The following is a 19,922-nucleotide window of genomic DNA, read 5'->3' as shown; positions in this document are numbered from 1 at the left end:
CCGCCGCGCGTCCGTCGGCGCTCACCCGACCTCGGCGACGACCTCCGTCCCGGCGGCGTACCGGCTGACCGGCCTGGCCAGCCCGTAGTGCTCGCGCAGCGTCCGGCCGGTGTACTCGGTGCGGAACAGGCCGCGCGCCCGCAGCAGCGGCACGACGTGGTCGACGAACTCCTCCAGCCCCGACGGCAGCAGGGGCGCCATCACGTTGAACCCGTCGGCGGCCCCCGTGGTGAACCACAGCTCGACGTGGTCGGCGATCTGCTCGGGCGTGCCCGCGACGACCTGGTGGCCGCGGCCGCCGCCGAGCCGGCCGAGCAGCTGCCGCAGCGTCAGCCGTTCCCGCTCGGCCAGGTCGCGGACCAGCTCGAACCGGCTCTTGGCCCCGTTGATGCGGCTGACCGGCGGCAACGCGGGCAGCGGCGCGTCGAGCGGGTGGCCGGTGAGGTCGACGCCGATCATGTCGGTCAGCTGCCGCACCGCCCGTTCCGGGATGATCAGCTCGTCTAGCTCCGCGGCCAGGCGCCGCGCCTCGGCCTCGGTGCCGCCGAGCACGGGGACGATGCCGGGCAGCACCTTCACGCCGTCCGCCGGTCGACCGGCCGCGACCACCCGGCGCTTGAGGTCGGCGTAGAACGCGGTGGCGTCCTCGTGCGTCTGCTGGGCCGTGAACACCGCCTCCGCCCAGGCCGCCGCGAACGCCCTGCCGTCCTCACTTGACCCGGCCTGCACCAGCAGCGGACGACCCTGCGGGCTGCGCACCGCGTTGAGCGGCCCGCGCACGGAGAAGAACCGGCCGCGGTGGCCGACCTCGTGCACCTTCGCCTCGTCGGCGTAGACGCCGGAACCGGGGTCGGCGACGACCGCGTCGTCCTCCCAGGAGTCCCACAGGGCGGTGGTCACGTCCAGGAACTCCGCTGCGCGCTCGTAGCGTTCGGCGTGCTCGGTGTTGACCTCGCGGTTGAAGTTCTGCGCCGACCGGTCCTGGGCGGTCGTGACGATGTTCCAGCCGGCCCGGCCGCCGCTGATGTGGTCGAGCGAGGAGAACAGCCGCGCGAGGTTGTAGGGCTCGCTGAACCCGGTGGACGCGGTGGCGATCAGTCCGATGTGGTCGGTCGCCTGCGCCAGCGCGGTGAGCAGGGTGAGCGGTTCGAAGTGACCGGCGGCGGTGTGCCGGACGTCGCCCCAGATCTGCACGCCGTCGGCGAGGAACACCGAGTCGAACGTGCCGCGCTCGGCGGTGCGCGCGAGGTGCTGGAAGTGCGTGACGTCGCCCAGCGCCCGCGGGTCGGTGCGCGGGTGCCGCCAGGCGGCCTCGTGGTGGCCGACGCCCATCAGGAACGCGTTGAGGTGGAGTTCGCGTGCGGACAACTTCAGACTCCCTGCCAGACTGGGTTTCGGATGTTCAAGGGGTCGGCGTAGAGGGCGTCCAGCTGCACGGCACCCGCCGCGACCGCCAGCACGTCCTCGCCGAAGCTGCTCGCCAGCACCGCGTCTGCGGACGCGCGCGACATGGCCGCGACCTCCTCGCGCAGCGCGGCGGCGCAGTCGGGCAGCCGGTTCGTGCCGATCTCGGTGACGACCAGGACCTCCGGGTCGAGGAAGTCGAACAGCACGGCCGCCGCCCTCCCGACCACGCGGGCCCGCTCGACGAGGTCCGCCCGCGCCGCGGGTGACCCGGCCACGGCGTCGTCGACCAGGTCGAAGATCGACGGCCGCCGCACCACCCCGGCCAGGCGGGCCCGCTCGGCCCAGGCGCGGTCGGACACGGTGGCCTCCAGGCACCCGCGCTTGCCGCACCCGCACCGGACGCCGGGGTCGCCCAGCGCCAGGTGCGCCACGTCCCCTGCGGCCGACCGCGGCCCGCGGTGGGTGGTGCCGGCGGTCACGATCGCCGCGTCGACGACGTTGCCGACGAACAGGTGCAGCAACGACTCGCGGCCGCGCGCGGCACCGAAGAGCTGCTCGGCCCGTGCCAGCGCCCTGGCGTGGCTGTCGACCCGCACCGGCAACCCGGTCCTCGCGGTGAGCAGCGCGGCGACCTCGACGTCGCGCCAGCCCAGCGAGGCGTGCCGGACGACCACACCGCCGGTCGGGTCGACCCAGCCGCCCGCTGCCACGCCGAGACCGATCGGGATGTGGCCGGGGAACCGGTCGGCGTGCAGCCGCAGCAGCTCGTCGGCGGCCGTCGTCAGCACCTCGTGCGGGTCGTCCGCCGCGGTGTGCGGGATCGTCCGCCGCACGAGCACCCGGCCGCGCAGGTCGACCAGCGTGATCGTGCTGAACAGGTGCGCGACGTGGACGCCGGCCACGACGTGCCGGCTCGTGTCGACGTCGACCGGCACGTGCGGCCGTCCGATGCCCCGGTACGGCACGGCCTGCGGCACCTCGGCGAGCAGCCCGAGTTCGGTCAGGGCCGCGCAGGCACGGGTCACCGCGGCCGGGCTCAGACCGGACGTGCGGGCGATGGTGCTGCGGGCGATCGGCCCGCACCGCAGCACCGTGCCGAGCACGACCGACGCGGTGCCGCTCACGAGATCAGCGGCGGGGCGGAGGGGGACAGGGCGGGGCCGACGGCGCGCGCCGCGCCCGGCGTGCGGCCGCGGCCCCACCCGATCTCCCTGCGGTAGCTGCCGAGCAGCCCGGTCCGGCGCAGGTGGTCCTCGTCGTGCGCGGGCGACCCCGGTGGCAGCGGGTGGGTCTGCGGTGCCACGAACAGCGCGTCCGCCGGGCAGTTGGCCTCGCACTGGAAGCACGTCTGGCAGTCGGACTGCCTGCTGACCACCGGCAGCCCGTCCGCACCCCGGTCGAACACGTTGGTGGGGCACACCTCGATGCACTTGTCGCAGGTGATGCACTGCGCCGCCGACACCAGCTCGATCACGCCGCCACCTCCTGCGGGCGGGCCCACACCTCGTCCAGGCCGCCGGAGGTGATCCGGTGGTGCTGGGCGGGGTCGAGGCCGGGGCGGTCGAGCCGCCTGGCCATGCCGCGGCTCTCCTCCCGCAGCAGGGCGGAGGTGTACATCCACCGCGCGTGCGCCACCATCGCGGCCGCCTGCCGGGCCCGCACGACCGCGGCACCCTCGGCCCGCAGGCCCGACCGCACCGACCGCCAGGTCTCGTCGAGCTTCTCCCAGCGCCGCCCGCAGCACGTCGCCGTGGCGCAGGTAGTTCTTGTCGTAGGGCAGGACCTCGGCCTGCACCGCACGGACCACCTCCTCGACGTCGACCTCCGCGGAACGGCCGGTCGGGCGCAGGCCCGCGCCACCGGCCGCGGTGACCCGCCGGGTGCCGCGGCCGAGCGCGAGCGCGAACCGGGCGGCGGACCGGCCGGCCCACGAGCCGGACGAGATGGCCCACGCGGCGTTGTGGCTGCCACCGCCGGTGAACCCGCCGCAGATCAGCTCGCGCGTGGCGGCGTCACCGGCGGCGTACAGACCGGGAACGGTGGTGGCGCAGCCGTCGTCGACGATCCGGATGCCACCGGTGCCGCGCACGGTGCCCTCGGCCAGCAGCGTCACGGCGAACGGCTCGGTGAACGGGTCGACGCCCAGCCGGTCGAACGTGAGGAAGAAGTTGGGCTGCGCCAGCCGCATCGCCCTGCGCGTCGCGTCGTCGGCCAGGTCCAGCTTGCAGAACACCTTCTCCGACAACAGGGTCCTCGCGATCACCGATCGCCCGCGCTGGCTGCCCGCGCCCTCCAGCACCTCGCCGTCGGCGCGGTAGAAGGTGGCGTAGTTGTAGAACGCGGTCTTCGTGACGGACGTGTGCTCCGGGGCGATGCCGTAGGCGTTGGAGAACTCCATGCCGGACAGCTCGGCGCCGGCCTCCACCGCGAGCAACGCCCCGTCACCGGTGTTCACGTCGCACCCGAACGCCTTGCTCAGGAACGCGCACCCGCCCGTGGCGACGACCACCGCGCCCGCGCGCACCTCGAACGGCCGACCGGCCTGCCGCCGGTACCCGGCAGCGCCCGCGACCGCGCCGTCGTCGGCGGTGAGCAGCTCGGTGACCGGGCTGTGGTCCAGGACGACGACCCCGGCGCGTTTGACCCGGATCCGCTGGCGCCGCATGTACTCCGGCCCCTGCAGGCCGTTGCGCAGCGGTGTGCCGTCCGGTCCGGTGGGGAACGGGTAGCGCCCGGCGTCGGCCAGCTCGTTGACCCGCTCGTAGGTCTCGTCGAGCACGCGGGCCATCCACCGGCGCTCGGCGAGGTACCCGCCGAGCGCCTCACGGCTGGCCATGGCCGCCTCACGGGCCTTCTCCTCCGGCGGCACGTACCAGACACCGGTGCCGACGGACGCGGTCGCGCCGCTCGTCCCGCAGTACCCCTTGTCCGCCAGCACGACCGAGGCACCCTGCTCGGCGGCCTTGAGCGCGGCCCACGTGGCGGCCGGACCGCCACCCACCACCAGCACGTCAGCTGTGAGCGTCATGACCCCTCCTCAGGCTCCGACCGGGACGCGCCACGAGGTGAACCGGCGCTCCAGAGCGACCAGCACCTGGTTGAACAGCACGCCGATGGCGGACAGGGTGATGATCCCCGCGTACATCTGCGGGATCGCGAAGTTGAACTGCGAGGCGTTGATCAGGTACCCGAGACCGGCCTTGGCGCCGACCATCTCCGCGGCCACCAGCACGAGGATCGACAACGCGCCGGCGAGCCGGACGCCGGTGAACACCGTGGGCACCGCCGAGGGCAGGATCACCTTCTGGAACAACCGGAAGCCGCCCAGGTCCATCGACCGCGCGAGCCGCAGCAGCGTCGGGTCCACCGCGCGCACGGCGCTGATCGTGTTGAGCAGGACCGGCCAGGTGCAGGCGTAGCAGACGATCGCGATCTTCGACGTCTCGCCGATGCCCAGCAGCAGCACGAACACCGGCAGCAACGCGAGCGCGGCGGTGTTGCGGAAGACCTCCAGCAGCGGGCTGAGCAGGTTCGCGACCGGCTTGTACCAGCCGATCAGCAGCCCGAGCGGGACCGCGACCGCGACCGCGAGCCCGAAGCCGGACAGCGACCGCACCAGGCTCGCCTGCGTGTTGTCGAGCAGCTTCCCGCTCACCGCGAGGTCCCACCACGACTCCAGGACCGTCGAGAACGGCGGCAGGAACGTGGAGTCCACCAGGCCGAACCGGGGCGCAATCTCCCAGACGGCCAGCACGACCGCGATGGCCACGACCTTGCCCACGGCGGTCAGCAGCGCGTCGGCCAGCCGGGCCACCGCCCCGCGTGGCCGCGCCGGTGCCGGCGGGGCGTGGTCCTCGGTCCGTGACGGGGTCTCCAGCAGCGCGGTCATGCGCCCACCACCTCCTTCTCCTGTTGCTGGGCACGGGACACCTCGTCGTGCAGGAGGTCCCAGATGCGGTGCCGGCAGCGCGCGAACTCGGGGCTCGAGCGCAGGTCGTCCTGCCGGGTCCGGTCACCGAGGTCGATCGGCACGACCTCCTTCACCCGGCCCGGCCGCGAGGTCAGCACGACCACCCGCTGACCGAGGTGGACCGCCTCGTCGATGGAGTGCGTGATGAACACGACGGTCTTGCCGGTGCGCTGCCAGATCCGCAGCAGCTCGTCCTGCAACGACTCGCGGGTCTGCGCGTCGAGCGCGGCGAACGGCTCGTCCATCAGCAGCACCTGCGGGTCGTAGGCGAGGCTGCGGGCGATGGCGACCCGTTGCCGCATGCCGCCGGACAGCTGGTGCGGGTGCCGGTCCTCGAACCCGGTCAGCCCGACCAGGTCGAGGAACTCGCGGGCCCGCCCTGCGCGCTGCCTGCGCGGCACCCCGGTCGCCTCCAGCCCGAACTCGACGTTGCCCTGTGCGGTGCGCCACGGCAGCAGCGCGTACTGCTGGAAGACGATGCCGCGGTCGAGGCCGGGACCGGTGATCGGGCGGCCGTCGAGCAGGATCTCGCCCTCGCTCGGTTCGGTGAGTCCGCCGAGCAGGTCGAGCAGCGTGGACTTGCCGCACCCGCTGGGGCCGACGAGGACGACGAACTCGCCCCGTTCGACGTCGAGGTCGATCCGGTCGACGGCGGTGAACCCGGTGCGCTGCCGGGAACCGCGGACCTTGACGTCGAACCGCTTGGTGACGCCGCGGAAGGCGATGTGCGCGCTCATCGGGCCAGCTCGTTGAACTCGTTGGTGTACAGGTCGGTGAGCCGCACCTGGTCCCGGGTGATCTCCCCGCGCTCGGCGAGCCAGTCGACCCAGATGGACAGCTCCCGGTCGAGGATCTTGCCGCCCTTCTCGGCGACCCCCGTGGACTTCCAGTACCTGAGCGCCGCAGGGTCCTCGTTGCGCCCGCGCCGGGTGAGGACCTCGACCTTGCGCGCCACCACCTCCTCGCGCGGGGTGCTGCGGCTCCACTCGATCGCCTTCGCGATGCCGCTCGTGAACGTCCGGACCGTGCCGGGGTTGTCGCGCAGGAACTTCTCGGTGAAGACGTACGTGCCGGCGGTGAACGGGCCCAGCAGGTCGAAGTCGGAGAACAGCTTGCGCACACCGCCCTTCTCCAGCGCCTTGTCGCGCAGGATGCCGCCGAGCACACCGACCTCGATCTGCTTCTGCCGCACCGACTGCTCGGTGTTGACCGGGGGCACGACGATCGGCTCGACCTTCTTGACCTCGTCCTGGCTCAGGCCTGCCCGCTTGAGGTAGATGCCGAGCATGGCCTCGTGGTGCGCGCCGAGGGTGTTCATGCCGACCTTCTTGCCGAGCAGGTCGCGGGCCGTGCGGACCGAGCTGTCGTCGAGCACGTAGAAGCCGCTGTAGGCGTTCTCGTCGGCGCCGTAGTAGCCGATCACGGACCGGATCGGCGCTCCGGCGGCCTTGAGCTTGACCACGGCGCCGTTGAACGCGCCGCCGAAGTCGACCTGCCCGGTGGCGGCGGACTGGATGTCCTGCGGGCCGCTGATCGTGTTGCCGACCCACTCGAGCTTCACGTCGCCGAGGTAGCCCAGCTCCGCTGCCAGCTCCGGCAGCGTCACGTCGCCCGCCCAGCCCTGGTAGCGCAGCGTCTTGGTCTCGACGCCGGCACCGGCGGCGGTGGAGCAGCCGACGGTCGCCGCTGTCAGTCCGAGCAGGGAAAGGCCGAGGAAGTTCCGTCGCGTGGTGGTCACGGCAGGTCCTTTGTCGAAGGGAAATCGGGCACGCTGAAGAACGGGACGAACGGTCCCGGTGGAAATGCGGAGCGGATTCAGCGACCGGCGCGACAGAAGGCGCTGGCGTGCCGTCGGAGGTCGACGTGCCGGCGCGAGGTGAGAGAGGCGGCTTGGCTCACGGAGCGAGCGTCACACCCGGATCGGACGGGGTCAACGGCCGGACCGCACGTCCCACATCATGGAGCCGGGCTGGACGGTCCCGCCTATTTTTCACGCTGGAAGGAACTCGGCCGGTCAATCCCTTCCAGGTGCTGGGAAGACTTGTTTTCGGGCCGCGCGATGTTGCGCACGCGGCGCGGACATCAGCACGGTGGTGGGGAAGTTCGCCACCACGAGAGGAAGTCCGCGATGACCGCACAACTTTCCGCCACCGTCGCCAAACTGGGTGCGGGCATCGGCGCACGCGTCGACGGCGTCCGGCTCGGCGGCGACCTCCCGCAGGACGTCGTGGCGGAGATCAGGGCCGCCCTGCTGGCCAACAAGGTCGTGTTCTTCCGCGACCAGCACCACCTCGACGACGCGGAGCAGCTCGCGTTCGCGCGGCTGTTCGGCAGCCCGACCCTCGCGCACCCCACGGTGAAGGGCCAGAACCACACCAACGTGCTGGCGATCGACTCCGACTACGGCAAGGCCAACAGCTGGCACACCGACGTCACGTTCGTCGACCGCGTGCCCGCGATCAGCATCCTGCGCGCCGTCGAGCTGCCGCCGTACGGGGGCAGCACGGTCTGGGCGAACACCGCACGCGCCTACGACGAGCTGCCCGAGGCGTTGAAGGCGCTCGTGGACCGGCTGTGGGCGGTGCACACCAACGTCTACGACTACGCGGGTCACGTCGACTCGACCCGCATCGGCGGTGTCGACGTGAAGGAACGGGCCTACCGCTCGGAGTTCGAGTCGCAGCGCTACGAGACCGAGCACCCGCTGGTCCGAGTGCACCCGGAGACCGGCGAACGAGCGCTGCTGCTCGGGCACTTCGTCAAGCGGATCGTCGGCCTGACGGCCGCGGAGTCCAAGGCGGTCTTCCAGCTGCTGCAGGACCGCGTCACCCGGCTGGAGAACACCGTGCGCTGGCAGTGGGCCGACGGTGACGTGGCGATCTGGGACAACCGGGCCACCCAGCACTACGGCGTCGACGACTACGACAACGCCCGCCGCCGGCTGCACCGCATCACCCTCGCGGGCGACGTGCCGGTCAGCGTCGAGGGCGTGGCGAGCACGACCGTGGTCGGCGACGCGGCCCACTTCTCCGAACTCTGACGCTCGTTCTCCTCGGGCGCGGTGACGTGGCTGCGGCGTCGTGGCCACGTCCCGGCGGTTCGACCGCGCACGCGCTGCTGTCGTGGCCTGGTCGGCACGGCCGGTTCAGCCGATGCGTACGCGGGCCAGCACCTCCATCGCGGCCCGTTCCCGTTCCGCCAGCTCGCCCAGGACCGCCGCTGCCCGGTCCAGCCGCCCCTGGTCACCCGTCTCCCCGGCCGCGGCGATGTGGTCGGCCACCTCGGTCCACAGCGGCGCGATCGCGGCGTACAGCCCGTGGCCGTGCCGCAGGGTGTCGTCGCCGGTGAGCTCGGCGGCCTCGGCGAGGAAGTCCCGGTACAGCGCGCGGAACAGCGATCCGCCGGTGCCGCCGCGTTCCATCAGCATCGCGGCGAGCGGGAGGTCGCGGGACGGGTCGCCGGCCCGGTCGAACCACCGCGCCACCCGCTTCGCCGCCGTGGTGATGCCGCGGTGCCCGAGGTTGGCGATGGGCGGGGTGAGGAACGCGTGTGCGTTGGCGCGCACCGCTTCCCGGACCGCGCGTCCGAGCTCGGGACGGCCGGTGGGCGCGGTGGCGGTGTAGGAGAGGTTGCGGGCGGTCATCGGTCCGCGTTCGGCACGGGCTTTCGCCAGGCTCGCCAGCGTCGTGGTGACGTTGCCGCCCTGCTGAGCCGTGTCGACGAGGTAGGCGGTGTCGTCGTCGTAGCCGTGGATCGCGACGAAGTGGCCTCCGAAGTGGACTTTCGTCGTGAAGTGGTCGAGGTGGAACGAGTCCAGCTGCAGGCCGACCGGGCGGCCCGCGGACAGGTGGGTGACGACGTTCTGCCACGCCTTGCGCGGCGAGGTGGTCTCCTCGGCGCGCAGGTCGAGGCCCAGCCTGGTGGCCGCGGTCCGGGTGAGCGCGAACGGCTTGACGCGTCCGCCGAGGAACGGGAAGTCGAGGCTTTTCGCGTCCCAGTAGACGAAGCCCAGGCCTTCGCCGAGGCCGAACAGCAGCGGTTCGGACAGGTCGAGGCCCTCGTGGCGCAGCAGGGCGCCGAGGGTGGTGGTCTCGCAGTGCTGACCGCGGGGGAACGAGACGTCGTCGATGATCATGTGGCTTCCTGGGCTGGTGCGTCGTGCGGGGGTGCGGTCAGTCTCGACCCTCCCACGGTGTGAGGGTCAACGGCGACGAGCGGTTCACCGAGGGCCGTGGTCACGCTCACTCACCCGGCCGTCACGACGGGAACGGCCCCTTCTCTACGATTGCGCGACTCGTCGAGGGGACGAGCGCGGCGCCTCGGCGCCGGTGCCGGGGGAGGTGCTGTGCGGACGAGTCCGGACTCCGGGGCGCTGCTCGGCGGCCCGTCGCTGCGGCGGTGGTCGCTGCTGATCTCGGTGGCGCTCGTCGTCGTCCTGCTCGGGGCGACGGTGGCCGTGCTGCTGGCCATCGGCGACCTGTCCAGGGCGCGCTCGCGGTTGCTCGACGTCGTCGGGCCCGCGGTCGTGAGCTCGCAGCAGCTCGGCACCCTCGTGGTGGACCAGGAGAACGGCGTCCGGGGCTACCTGCTGAGCGGCAGCGAGGCGTTCCTCGACCCGTACCGCGACGCGGGGGAACGCCAGGCCGCTGCACGCGCGACCGTCGAGGCGACGAACGACCCGGCCGTGCTGCGGGCGCTGACCGCGCTGGACGGGGCGTTGGCGGACTGGCGTGGTGACTACGCCGACCCCGCGGTCGCCGCGGTGCGGACGGGCGGCGTCGTTCCGGCCGAGGCGCTGGGCAAGCAACGGTTCGACGCGGTGCGCGCGGCGTTGTCGGCGTTGCAGGACGAGATCGCCGCCCAGCGCGCCGCCGGACGGGCCGCGCTCAACGACGCGTCCACGCGGATGGCGGTGACGTGCATCGTCGCGATGGCCATGCTGCTGGCCGCCGTGCTCGGGTGTGTGGTGGCGCTGCGGGTGTTCGTCGTGGCGCCGTTGGGCAGGCTGCGCCGGCAGGTCGGGACGGTGGCGGGCGGGTCGTTCGCGCACACCGTGGCCGCGACCGGGCCGACGGAGCTGCGCGAGCTCGGCGTCGACGTCGACACCATGCGCACCCGGATCGTCGCCGAGCTGGAGCAGGCGCGGGAGCGCAACGCCGCGCTCGACGCCGCCACGGCCGAGCTGCGCCGCTCCAACGCCGAGCTCGAGCAGTTCGCCTACGTCGCCTCCCACGACCTGCAGGAGCCGCTGCGCAAGGTCGCGAGCTTCTGCCAGCTGCTGGAGAAGCGCTACGGTGACCAGCTCGACGAGCGCGCCACGCAGTACATCGACTTCGCCGTGGACGGCGCGAAGCGCATGCAGCTGCTCATCAACGACCTGCTCGCGTTCAGCCGGGTGGGCCGCATGCGCGACAAGCAGGTGGTGGTCCCGGCCGGTGACCTGGTCGACGAGGCCCGCCGCAACCTCGCGCTGTCGATCGAGTCCTCGGGAGCGCGGATCGACGTGGGACCGCTGCCCGAGGTCAGGGGAGAGGTCCGGCTGCTGGTCGGGGTGTTCCAGAACCTCATCGGCAACGCGCTGAAGTTCCACGGCGACGAGCCGCCGCACGTGCGCATCGCGGCCGAGCCCGGTGAGGACGACACGTGGTGGTTCTCGGTGAGCGACAACGGGATCGGCATCGACGAGCAGTACGCCGAGCGGATCTTCGTGATCTTCCAGCGCCTGCACGCCAAGGACCGCTACCCCGGCACCGGCATCGGGCTCGCGATGTGCCGCAAGATCGTCGAGTTCCACGGCGGCCGCATCTGGCTGGACACGGAGGCCACCGGGGTGAACGCGGGCACGACCGTCCGCTTCACGCTGCCGCGGGTCGGCGCGGACGCCCCGGTGACCGTGTCCGGAACCCCGTGAGGTCGCACGGGAGTCGCTGACCGCTCCGGCTCAGACGGCCACCCCGTCGAGCTGGAAGGTCTGCACCTGGCCCGGTGCGAAGGCGACCCGCAGCAGCTTGCCGTCCAGGCGGACGTCCGTGCGCTGCGCGTAGCGGTCGCTGCCGCTGGTCGTGGACGTGGACCAGCGGGTGAGCTGCCCGGTGGGCAGGGTGGTGAACCGGGTCAGGTCGAACGTGGTCGTCTGCGCCGAGGTGGCCGTGTTGACGCAGACCAGGACCAGCCGGCGCGCCACCGGGTCGTAGGCGGTAGCGGCGTTGCCGGTGGACGCGGAGACGATGCGCATGCCCGGCCGGATGTGCCGGGTGAACTGCGCCAGGACGTGCAGCTTGTTCTGCACGGCACCGGCTTCGAGCGTGACCGGGTCGTAGCTGATCAGCGCCCACGCCGGGGTCGGGTCCATCACCTGCCAGAAGCACCACGCGGTCGGGTGCAGCCAGCGCCAGTCCAGGCACAGGTTGCTCGCCATCGACAGGCCGGTGCCGTCCGCGTCGCCGTACTCGGAGTTCCACAGCACCTTGCCCGCCGAGCGGGCGTCGGTGTGCAGCAGGTCGCGGCGCCCGCCGGAACCCTGGTAGCCGTGGACGTTCAGCTGGTCCACGACGGACCGGGTGGTGGCGTCGAACGCGGCCCACGTGCTGCGCGCCGCGTCGTAGCTGGTCTCGTCGGACGCCGCGATCCGCATGCCGGTGAGACCGCGGGCGTTCATCTCCTGCCGGAGGTGCTGGAGCACGACCCGCTGCGTCGCCGGGTCGAAGTGGCAGCCCTCCTGCCTGCCGGTCGCCGACCAGTAGTCCGACGCCGGCTCGTTGAACGGCGAGATCGTGCGGAAGGTGACGCCCCACCGGTCGCGGAACTGCCTGGCCACCTCGGCGAGGTGGGCGGCGTGGGTGCGCTGGTTCCACGTCTGCAGGTTGTCGCTGTTCGCGTCGGCGGCACCGGAGGGGTTGTGGTTGGCGCACATCCACCACGCGGGCGAGTTGGCGAACAGCTCGGTGACGGCACCCCGTTGCGCCGCCTTCACGACGGCCGCGCGTTGTTTGGCGTCGGCGGCCCACTTCCACGCCGCCGACGCCGGGTCGGTGTTGCGCCAGTCCTGCCAGAAGGTCTCGATCTGCTTGAACCGCGGGATGTTCGGCGAGGTGACCATGGTCTCGTCGTTCACGCTGTTCCAGCTGCACGCGCCGAGGTTGTACCGGGCGATGCTGAGCCCCAGGCCGGGTAAGGGCTGTCCTCTGTAGACGACGGTCTTCGTGGTGAACCACAGGTCCGCCAGGTCGTCGCGGTCGCCGAACACGTTGGCCCACCAGGCGAGCGACGTGCCCCAGCCCTCCCACGTGCCGTGGTCTGGGCCGGGGTCGACGGTGATGGTCTGGTCCGCGTGGGCGGAACCCGTGCCCACGGCCGCCGCGGCGACGGTGGCGACCGCACCGGACAGCACCGTCCTGCGCGTGACCATGGCGACTCCTCGGGGTGGTCCGGTTCGGCGGATGGCGAACGTGTTGGTGGTAGTTGGCGGCGGTTTGATCAGGTGTCGGTGGTACTTGCAGATGCCGTCAGGAGCAGACGTTTGACGGGCTGTTGTTCAGGGTGAGGTTGCGGAACGTCGTGTTCGTGCCGCAGGGGCTCTCGCGGACGGCCGAGTTGGTCACCGTCAGGTTCTGGACGGTGATGTCGCGGTTGCCGGGGAACTCCGAGCGCGCGGCCAGCCGGATCTCCCCGCCGCCGGTCACCGTGCCGCTCTGTGCCGCCAGGACCACGTTGGTGCAGTTCTCGATCAGCACCGCGTTGTTGCCGGTGTTCGCCAGGTCGATTCGGTCGATCGTCAGGCCACCGCTCTCCGACACGCAGAACACGCCACGGCCGCCACCGCGGGCGCGGACGGTGCCGACCCGGACGTTCGTGGGGTAGGCGGTGCCGATGCGGCCGTTGCGGTTGGCCGTGCGGAACGCCGCGTACCCGGTGCCCGCGCCCGCGTTCTCCGCATCGACCGTGCCGACCGTCGCGTTGATCGTGTCGTTGAGCAACAGCCCGGACTCGCCGACGTTGCGCGCCGTCACGGTGCCGACCGTGAGGCCGTCCACCCCGTAGGTCTCGACGGCGTGGCTGCTCGCACCGGACACGAACACGTTGTCGATCCGGATGTTGCGGCTGCGCACGCTCGTGTTGCCGCGGTTGTCGATGCGCACGCCCAGGCCGCCGGACAGGCGCATGTCGAGCTGGCCCAGCACGAGGTTGTCGACGTTGCGCATGAAGATCCCGTACAGCGGACGGCCGGTGAGGCTCAGGTAGCGCACCTCCACGTCACGGGTGCCGCGCGAGTAGATCGGCGCCTGGTCGCCGGAGCCGGTGCCGGTCACGTTGATCGTGCCGCACACGTCGATGCCGGTGTAGCTGGGCAGCGAGATCCGCGAGCCCGCGCTCACCGCACCGCTGCCGCGCACCAGGACCCACTGCTTCGCGGTCCGGCCCGCGGTGAGGCTGTCGACGGCGGCTTGGACGGCGGAGCGCATGTCGGTGCCCGTGTAGACGGTCCGGCCGCCGGTGCGGGAGGTCCAGGTGCTGCCGCTGAGCACGGCCTCGGCGTTGAACGCCCGGTCACCGCAGGCCAGCGCCCGCACCTCGGCGTGGACCACCGGCACGAGGCCGCCGATCACGACCGCTGCCGCCGCTGCCGCGCTCATCCACGTCCTGGTCGAGGGCATGCGAAGAAGTCCTTTCCACGAGGGGCGGCGGCGGTGTGCGGAAACTACGGGCTCGGCGAACCCGTTACCTCAGGTAGTTCGCCAGCGGGATGCGCTGGTCGCGCAGCGCCTTGGCCACGACACCGGCGATCTGCCTCGCCCCGGCGGCCTCGAAGTGCGTGTGGTCGTTGCAGAAGAACGCGCCGACCGGGCCCCTGGTGTAGTCACCGTCGTTGGGGCAGAGCCGCAGTGAGTTGTAAAGCGCGTAGCTCAACCGGTGCAGGTCGACGACGGTGACGCCGCTCGTCCGTCCCGCGTCGAAGGTCTCGGTCAGGAACCCGCGGGTGGCGACGGCGGTGCTGCCACTGCACCGGATCGCGGAGACCGGGGTGAGGAAGATCGGCGTGGCACCGCGGTCCTTCGCCGCCTTGGCCATCAGCGCGAGGAGCTCCCGGTAGCGGGCGCTGCCCACGTGCCGGGGGCAGTCGGGGCTGCCGTCGTTGATGCCGAACTGGACGACGAGGTAGTCACCCGCCTTCATCCCGGTGGCCGGGTCGAGCATGGCCTGCCAGCGCTGGTGGAAGGTCCGCGGGCTCACCACGCACTCGCCCGCCGCGTCCTTGGCGTTCTGCACGTTCGACTCGTAGAGCCAGGTCTGGACGCTGCGACCGGCCACCGCGCTGTTCACCACGGTCACGTCGGAGGTGAACAGCGCACCGAACTGGCTGCCCCAGCCGACCGGGCAGCTCGCCTTCGGGTCGGCCATCGTCGAGTCACCCGCCAGCCACACCTTCACCGCGGCCGCACCGGCCGGCGCCGTGCTCGCCGGGGAGCAGCCGGGTTCCTCCGCGACGGCCGGCGTGGCCGCCGCGCACAACGGCAGCACGACGAGTGCTGCCAGGGCCAGGAAACGAGTCCTCACAGTGGTCTCCAGACGGGCAGGGGCTGCCTGAGACGGCCGGGCGGGAACGGCGGGTGAACCGAGCGTAGCCCGTGGTCACGGTGTGCGGAAAGCGCTTTCCGCGAATCGTCGATTCGACGTCCGGTGGTGGTGCGCCGCAGTCGGTCCACTGTGCACCGCGCCGTCGAACACCGGGTCGAACGCAGGTCGAATCGGTGTTCAACGAAGCTTTCGACGGCGTTCGACGCCGCTGCTTGACGGTCGGGTGACGTCGATGCAAACTCCGGAAAGCGTTTTCCAAACGGATCAGGGGCTCCATGAGTGCTCTCGACGAGTTGCGCCGGCTGCGCCGCGACGGCACGCAGGTGCGCAAGCGCGACAACAGGGCGGCCTTCTGGTTCCTGGCACCCTGGTTCGCCGGACTGCTGTTCATCACGATCGGCCCGGTCCTCGCGTCGTTCGGGCTCGGCTTCACGAAGTACAACCTGATCCAGCCGCCCAGGTTCACCGGGCTGGACAACTTCGCGCGGATCCTCACCGACGAACGACTGCACAACGCCCTGCGGGTGACGTTCACCTACGTGCTCGTGTCCGTGCCGCTCCAGCTGGCCTGCGCGCTCGCCGTCGCACTGCTGCTGGACCGCGGGCTGCGCGGGCTCGCCCTGTACCGCTCGGCGTTCTACCTGCCCTCGCTGCTGGGCTCCAGCGTGGCGATCGCCGTGCTGTGGACGCAGGTGTTCGGCACCGACGGTCTGGTGAACCGGGTGCTCGGCCTCTTCGGCGTCGAGGGCGGGGGCTGGATCTCCGACCCCGACACCGCCCTGTCGACGCTCATCGTGCTGAACGTGTGGACGTTCGGGTCACCGATGGTCATCTTCCTCGCCGGGCTGCGGCAGATCCCGGCCGTCTACCACGAGGCGGCCGCGATCGACGGTGCCGGCCGCTGGTCGCGGTTCTGGCACATCACGCTGCCGCTGCTCTCGCCGATCCTGTTCTTCAACCTGGTGCTGCAGATCATCCACGCCTTCCAGTCGTTCACGCAGGCGTTCGTCGTCTCCGGCGGCACCGGCGGCCCGTCGGACTCGACGATGTTCTACACGCTCTACCTGTACCAGCAGGGTTTCAGCCGGTTCGACATGGGCTACGCGTCGGCGCTGGCGTGGTTCCTGCTGCTGATCATCGCGGCGTTCACCGCGATCAACTTCTGGGCGGCGAGGTACTGGGTCTTCTATGACGACTAGCCGGTTGTCCTCCCTCGCCAAGCACACCGGCCTGGTACTGGCCGGCTTCGTGATGCTGTACCCGGTGCTGTGGATGGTCGTGAGCTCGCTGCGGCCCGACGACGAGATCTTCCGCAGCCCCGGGCTGGTCCTCGACGGCCTGCGGACGGAGAACTACACCGAGGGGTGGACCGCCCTCACACCGTCGTTCGGGACCTACCTGGTCAACTCGTCGGTCCTGGTGCTGGGCTGCATCCTCGGCAACCTGGTGTCGTGCTCGATGGCGGCCTACGCGTTCGCCCGGCTGCACTTCAGCGGGAAGCGCTGGTGGTTCGGCATCATGCTCGGCACGATCATGCTGCCCATCCACGTCATCATCGTGCCGCAGTACGTGCTGTTCTCGAACATCGGCTGGGTCAACACGTTCCTGCCCCTGATCGTGCCGAAGGTCCTCGCCACCGACGCGTTCTTCGTGTTCCTCATGGTGCAGTTCATCCGCGGCCTGCCGCGCGAGCTGGACGAGGCCGCGCGCATCGACGGCTGCGGCCACCCGCGGATCTTCCTGCGGATCATCCTGCCGCTCATGACGCCCGCGCTCGCGACCACCGCGATCTTCACGTTCATCTGGACCTGGAACGACTTCTTCGGCCAGCTGATCTACCTCACCGACCCGGACATGTACACGGTCCCGGTCGCCCTGCGGTCGTTCGTGGACTCCACGGTCGCGACGTCGTGGGGCGCGCAGTTCGCCATGAGCGTCGTGTCGCTCGTCCCGATCTTCCTCGCCTTCCTCGTCGGCCAGCGGTACCTCGTCAAGGGGATCGCCACGACCGGGGGCAAGTAGCCGAAAGGACAGCTCATGCCAAGAGGTGCTCGCCGCAGGGTCGCGTGGGCCACCCTGCTGTCCCTGACCGCGTCGCTGCTCGTCGCGTGCGGGGCCGGTTCCGACGCCGGTGGCGACCTGACCGCGGAGCCGGTGACGCTGCGCTTCACCTGGTGGGGCGGCGACGACCGGCACAAGAGGACCCAGCGGATCATCGAGCTGTTCCAGGAGCAGCACCGGAACATCACCATCAAGGGCGAGTTCAAGGAGTGGAACGGCTACTGGGACAGCCTCGCCACCACGATGGCGGCCAACGACGCGCCCGACGTCATGCAGATGGACGAGCTGTACATCGCGTCCTACGCCGAGCGCGGCGCGTTGCTCGACCTCACCGAGGCGAAGAAGCACCTCGACACCGCGGACTTCGACCAGAAGGCGCTCGCCACCGGCGCGATCGGCGGCAAGCAGTACGGGCTGCCCGTCGGCCTCGGCATGTACTCGGTCATGGTGAACCTCGACCTGCTCGCGCAGTACGGCATCCCGGTGCCCGACGACACGAAGTGGTCGTGGGACGACCTGAAGCGGATCGGCGAGCAGGTGTCCGAGGCCGGTGGCGGACAGGTGTTCGGCGTGCAGTCGCCGGGCATCAACGACACCGCCGGGCTGAGCATCCGGGCGCGCCAGCAGGGCAAGGCCATGTTCGACGCCGAGGGCAAGGTCGTGCTGCCGCAGGAGATCGCCCGCGAGTACTGGCAGTACATCGCCGACCTCGCGAAGTCCGGCGTCGCGGCACCGCCGTCGGTGACGATCGAGAAGGCCTCCGCGGGACTCAACCAGTCCGCCACCGCGACCCGCACCGCCGCGTTCGGCCTGTGGTGGAACACCCAGCTGACCGCGCTGACCGCCGCCAGCGGCGCCAGGCTGAAGTTGCTGCGGCTGCCGGGGGAGACGCAGGGCAAGGCACCCGGCGCGTACTACAAGCCGTCGATGTTCTGGTCGGTGTCGTCGCGGTCGAAGCACCCCGCGGAGGCGGCGGCGTTCGTGAGCTTCCTCGCCAACGACGAGGAGGCGGCGAAGATCATGCTGACCGAACGCGGCGTGCCCGCCAACCAGAAGATCCGCGACGTCATCGCCGGCCAGCTGAAGGAGACCGACAAGGCGGCCAAGGAGTACCTGGACACCGTGCCGGTCAGCGACCCGCCCAGGATCACGCCGAACGGCGCCAGCACGGTCGACGCGATCCTCAAGCGGCACACCGAGGACGTGCTGTTCGGCCGGACCACCCCCGATGCGGCGGCCACGTCGTTCATCAGGGAGGTCCAGGCGGAAGTGGACGCGGCCCGGTGAGGCGCGCTGCCATCGTCGGAACGGGTGCAATTGCGGCCGCCCACGCGGAGGCGGTGCGGGCCTGCGGTGACCGGGTCGAGCTCGTCTCGGTCGCCGACGTGGACGCCGGCCGCGCCGCCGCGTTCGCCGAGCGGTGGGGTGTGCCGCGGGTGCACCCCGGGCTCACCGCGCTGCTGGCGGAGGAGGAGCCGGACGTGGTGCACATCTGCACCCCGCCCCGCCACCACGTGCCGCTGGCGCTCGAATGCCTGGCCGCGAACGCGACGGTGCTCGTCGAGAAGCCACCGGCGTTGTCGCTGGCCGAGGTCGACGCGCTCGTCGTCGCCGAGCGGAGCTCGACCGGCCGGGTCGCGACGGTCTTCCAGCACCGGTTCGGCCCGGCGGCGGTGCGGCTGCGGCGCCTGGCCGCCGAGGGGGTGCTGGGCCGGTCGCTGGTCGCGAAGTGCGACACCCTCTGGTACCGCGACGACGCCTACTTCGCCGTGCCGTGGCGCGGTTCGTGGGACAGCGAGGGCGGCGGTCCGACGATGGGGCACGGCATCCACCAGTTCGACCTGCTGCTGTCGGTGCTGGGACCGTGGCGGGAGGTGCGGGCCGTCGCGGCCAGGCAGGCCAGGGACGTGCAGACCGAGGACGTCTCGATGGCGCTGGTGACCTTCGCCGACGGGACGGTCGCCTCAGTGGTGAACTCGCTGCTCTCACCCAGGGAGACCTCACAGCTGCGGTTCGACTTCGAACGCGCCACGGTCGAGGTCGAGCACCTCTACGGCTACAGCGACGCGCACTGGACGGTCACCCCGGCGCCCGGCCACGACGACGTCCTCGCCCGCTGGCAGCAGGAGCAGCGGTCGGACGAGGTCAGCGGTCACCGGGGCCAGCTGGCGGCGGTCCTCGACGCCCTGGACGGCGGCGAACCGCCCCCGGTCACCCTCGCCGACACCAGGGACACCATGGAGTTCATCGCGGCGCTGTACGCCTCGGCGTTCACCGGCGCCGTCGTGCAGGCCGGCCGGATCGGGCCGGGCGACCCGTTCTACACCAGCATGGAAGGAAGCGGTGCCCCGTGGGCGACCAACCGGTGATCACGCGCCAGGACGACGAGGTGCTCGTCGTGTCGGCGGGCGCGGCCGAGCTGTTCCGGTACGTGCACCGGCCGACGACCCCGGCGTTCGAGGGGCCCAAGCCCTACCTGCACCCCGTGCGCACGCTGGCCGGTGACGTCGTGACGGCGTTCCGGCCGCACGACCACCGCTGGCACAAGGGCGTGCAGATGACCGCGACCGACGTGTCCGGGCAGAACTTCTGGGGCGGCGTCACCTACGTGCGCGACGAGGGGTACGTGGTGCTGCCGAACGTGGGCAGCATGCGGCACGAGGAGTTCAGCACCGCCGAGGCCGAGGGCGAGCTGACCATCGGCGAACGGCTCTCCTGGGTCACCGAGGCCGGGCAGCACTGGGTCGACGAGGAACGTCGGCTCACCGTGCGCGACGTCGAGGACGAGGCGTGGACGTTGGAGTTCGCCACCACGCTGACGAACGCGCGCTCGGAGCCGTTGTCGTTCGGCAGCCCGACCACCAACGGCCGCGAGGCTCGCGGGCTACACCGGGTTCTTCTGGCGCGG

General features: G+C 71.4%; 17 protein-coding genes and 1 pseudogene. 7 read left to right on the top strand and 11 right to left on the bottom strand.

What is annotated here, in order from left to right; translation table 11 throughout:
- Positions 1 to 21: 21 nt before the first annotated feature.
- The 7 genes from ACVDFE_RS28035 to ACVDFE_RS28005 form a co-directional block, all read right to left on the bottom strand.
- Positions 22 to 1,368: an LLM class flavin-dependent oxidoreductase gene (locus ACVDFE_RS28035; protein WP_458432485.1), complete on the bottom strand. Its 1,347-nt coding sequence runs from the start codon at positions 1,366 to 1,368 to the stop codon at positions 22 to 24.
- Between the two features lie 2 nt (positions 1,369 to 1,370).
- Positions 1,371 to 2,531 carry an ROK family protein gene (locus ACVDFE_RS28030; RefSeq protein ID WP_458432484.1) on the bottom strand — a complete coding sequence of 387 codons (1,161 nt, stop codon included), beginning with the start codon at positions 2,529 to 2,531 and terminating at the stop codon, positions 1,371 to 1,373.
- Positions 2,528 to 4,435, bottom strand: a complete 1,908-nt coding sequence (locus tag ACVDFE_RS28025) for an FAD-dependent oxidoreductase (protein WP_458432483.1) — start codon at positions 4,433 to 4,435, stop codon at positions 2,528 to 2,530. Before ACVDFE_RS28025 ends, ACVDFE_RS28030 begins: the two co-directional genes overlap by 4 nt.
- Before the next feature lie 9 nt (positions 4,436 to 4,444).
- Entirely contained in the window at positions 4,445 to 5,296 is an 852-nt protein-coding gene (locus tag ACVDFE_RS28020; protein WP_458432482.1) for an ABC transporter permease, read from the bottom strand.
- A complete protein-coding gene (locus ACVDFE_RS28015; RefSeq protein WP_360384008.1) occupies positions 5,293 to 6,114 on the bottom strand; it encodes an ABC transporter ATP-binding protein in 822 nt (273 codons plus the stop codon). Before ACVDFE_RS28015 ends, ACVDFE_RS28020 begins: the two co-directional genes overlap by 4 nt.
- Positions 6,111 to 7,115: an ABC transporter substrate-binding protein gene (locus tag ACVDFE_RS28010; protein WP_458432481.1), complete on the bottom strand. Its 1,005-nt coding sequence runs from the start codon at positions 7,113 to 7,115 to the stop codon at positions 6,111 to 6,113. The genes ACVDFE_RS28015 and ACVDFE_RS28010 overlap by 4 nt, the downstream gene beginning before the upstream one ends.
- Before the next feature lie 77 nt (positions 7,116 to 7,192).
- Positions 7,193 to 7,276: a putative leader peptide gene (locus ACVDFE_RS28005; protein ID WP_360384958.1), complete on the bottom strand. Its 84-nt coding sequence runs from the start codon at positions 7,274 to 7,276 to the stop codon at positions 7,193 to 7,195.
- Between the two features lie 229 nt (positions 7,277 to 7,505).
- Between ACVDFE_RS28005 and ACVDFE_RS28000 the strand changes: the two genes are divergently transcribed.
- Positions 7,506 to 8,417, top strand: coding sequence for a TauD/TfdA dioxygenase family protein (locus ACVDFE_RS28000; protein ID WP_458432480.1), 912 nt, complete (start codon positions 7,506 to 7,508; stop codon positions 8,415 to 8,417).
- A 105-nt stretch (positions 8,418 to 8,522) separates the two neighbouring features.
- Here the strand turns inward: ACVDFE_RS28000 and ACVDFE_RS27995 are convergent, their stop codons facing one another.
- The gene (locus ACVDFE_RS27995; protein ID WP_458432479.1) at positions 8,523 to 9,512 is read right to left on the bottom strand and encodes a BtrH N-terminal domain-containing protein; all 990 of its coding nucleotides are present in this window, start codon (positions 9,510 to 9,512) and stop codon (positions 8,523 to 8,525) included.
- 210 nt (positions 9,513 to 9,722) lie between these two features.
- Between ACVDFE_RS27995 and ACVDFE_RS27990 the strand changes: the two genes are divergently transcribed.
- On the top strand, positions 9,723 to 11,288 hold the full coding sequence (locus tag ACVDFE_RS27990) for a sensor histidine kinase (RefSeq protein WP_458432478.1): 1,566 nt from the start codon (positions 9,723 to 9,725) through the stop codon (positions 11,286 to 11,288).
- Between the two features lie 30 nt (positions 11,289 to 11,318).
- Here the strand turns inward: ACVDFE_RS27990 and ACVDFE_RS27985 are convergent, their stop codons facing one another.
- The 3 genes from ACVDFE_RS27985 to ACVDFE_RS27975 all read right to left on the bottom strand — a co-directional run bounded on the left by ACVDFE_RS27985 (position 11,319) and on the right by ACVDFE_RS27975 (position 14,932).
- A complete protein-coding gene (locus ACVDFE_RS27985; protein ID WP_458432477.1) occupies positions 11,319 to 12,785 on the bottom strand; it encodes a glycoside hydrolase in 1,467 nt (488 codons plus the stop codon).
- A gap of 97 nt (positions 12,786 to 12,882) precedes the next feature.
- Positions 12,883 to 14,031, bottom strand: a complete 1,149-nt coding sequence (locus tag ACVDFE_RS27980; RefSeq protein ID WP_458432476.1) for a hypothetical protein — start codon at positions 14,029 to 14,031, stop codon at positions 12,883 to 12,885.
- Between the two features lie 64 nt (positions 14,032 to 14,095).
- Positions 14,096 to 14,932 (bottom strand): SGNH/GDSL hydrolase family protein, encoded by an 837-nt coding sequence (locus ACVDFE_RS27975; protein ID WP_360383988.1) that lies wholly within the window; start codon positions 14,930 to 14,932, stop codon positions 14,096 to 14,098.
- A 296-nt stretch (positions 14,933 to 15,228) separates the two neighbouring features.
- On the opposite strand from ACVDFE_RS27975, the gene ACVDFE_RS27970 reads away from it, so the two are divergent.
- The 5 genes and pseudogenes from ACVDFE_RS27970 to ACVDFE_RS27950 all read left to right on the top strand — a co-directional run.
- Positions 15,229 to 16,152: a carbohydrate ABC transporter permease gene (locus tag ACVDFE_RS27970; protein ID WP_360383985.1), complete on the top strand. Its 924-nt coding sequence runs from the start codon at positions 15,229 to 15,231 to the stop codon at positions 16,150 to 16,152.
- Positions 16,142 to 16,975, top strand: a complete 834-nt coding sequence (locus ACVDFE_RS27965; protein WP_360383982.1) for a carbohydrate ABC transporter permease — start codon at positions 16,142 to 16,144, stop codon at positions 16,973 to 16,975. The genes ACVDFE_RS27970 and ACVDFE_RS27965 overlap by 11 nt, the downstream gene beginning before the upstream one ends.
- Positions 16,976 to 16,990: 15 nt before the next feature.
- Positions 16,991 to 18,301 carry an ABC transporter substrate-binding protein gene (locus ACVDFE_RS27960; RefSeq protein ID WP_360383979.1) on the top strand — a complete coding sequence of 437 codons (1,311 nt, stop codon included), beginning with the start codon at positions 16,991 to 16,993 and terminating at the stop codon, positions 18,299 to 18,301.
- Entirely contained in the window at positions 18,298 to 19,383 is a 1,086-nt protein-coding gene (locus ACVDFE_RS27955; RefSeq protein WP_360383976.1) for a Gfo/Idh/MocA family protein, read from the top strand. Before ACVDFE_RS27960 ends, ACVDFE_RS27955 begins: the two co-directional genes overlap by 4 nt.
- Positions 19,365 to 19,850: pseudogene (locus ACVDFE_RS27950) on the top strand (DUF6807 family protein); the annotation flags it as partial. The gene ACVDFE_RS27955 and the pseudogene ACVDFE_RS27950, both read left to right, overlap by 19 nt.
- Positions 19,851 to 19,922: the final 72 nt, after the last annotated feature.

The organism is Lentzea chajnantorensis (assembly GCF_054300775.1).
Note: the sequence above shows the minus strand (reverse complement) of the source record. Positions and strands in the feature narration are given on the sequence as shown.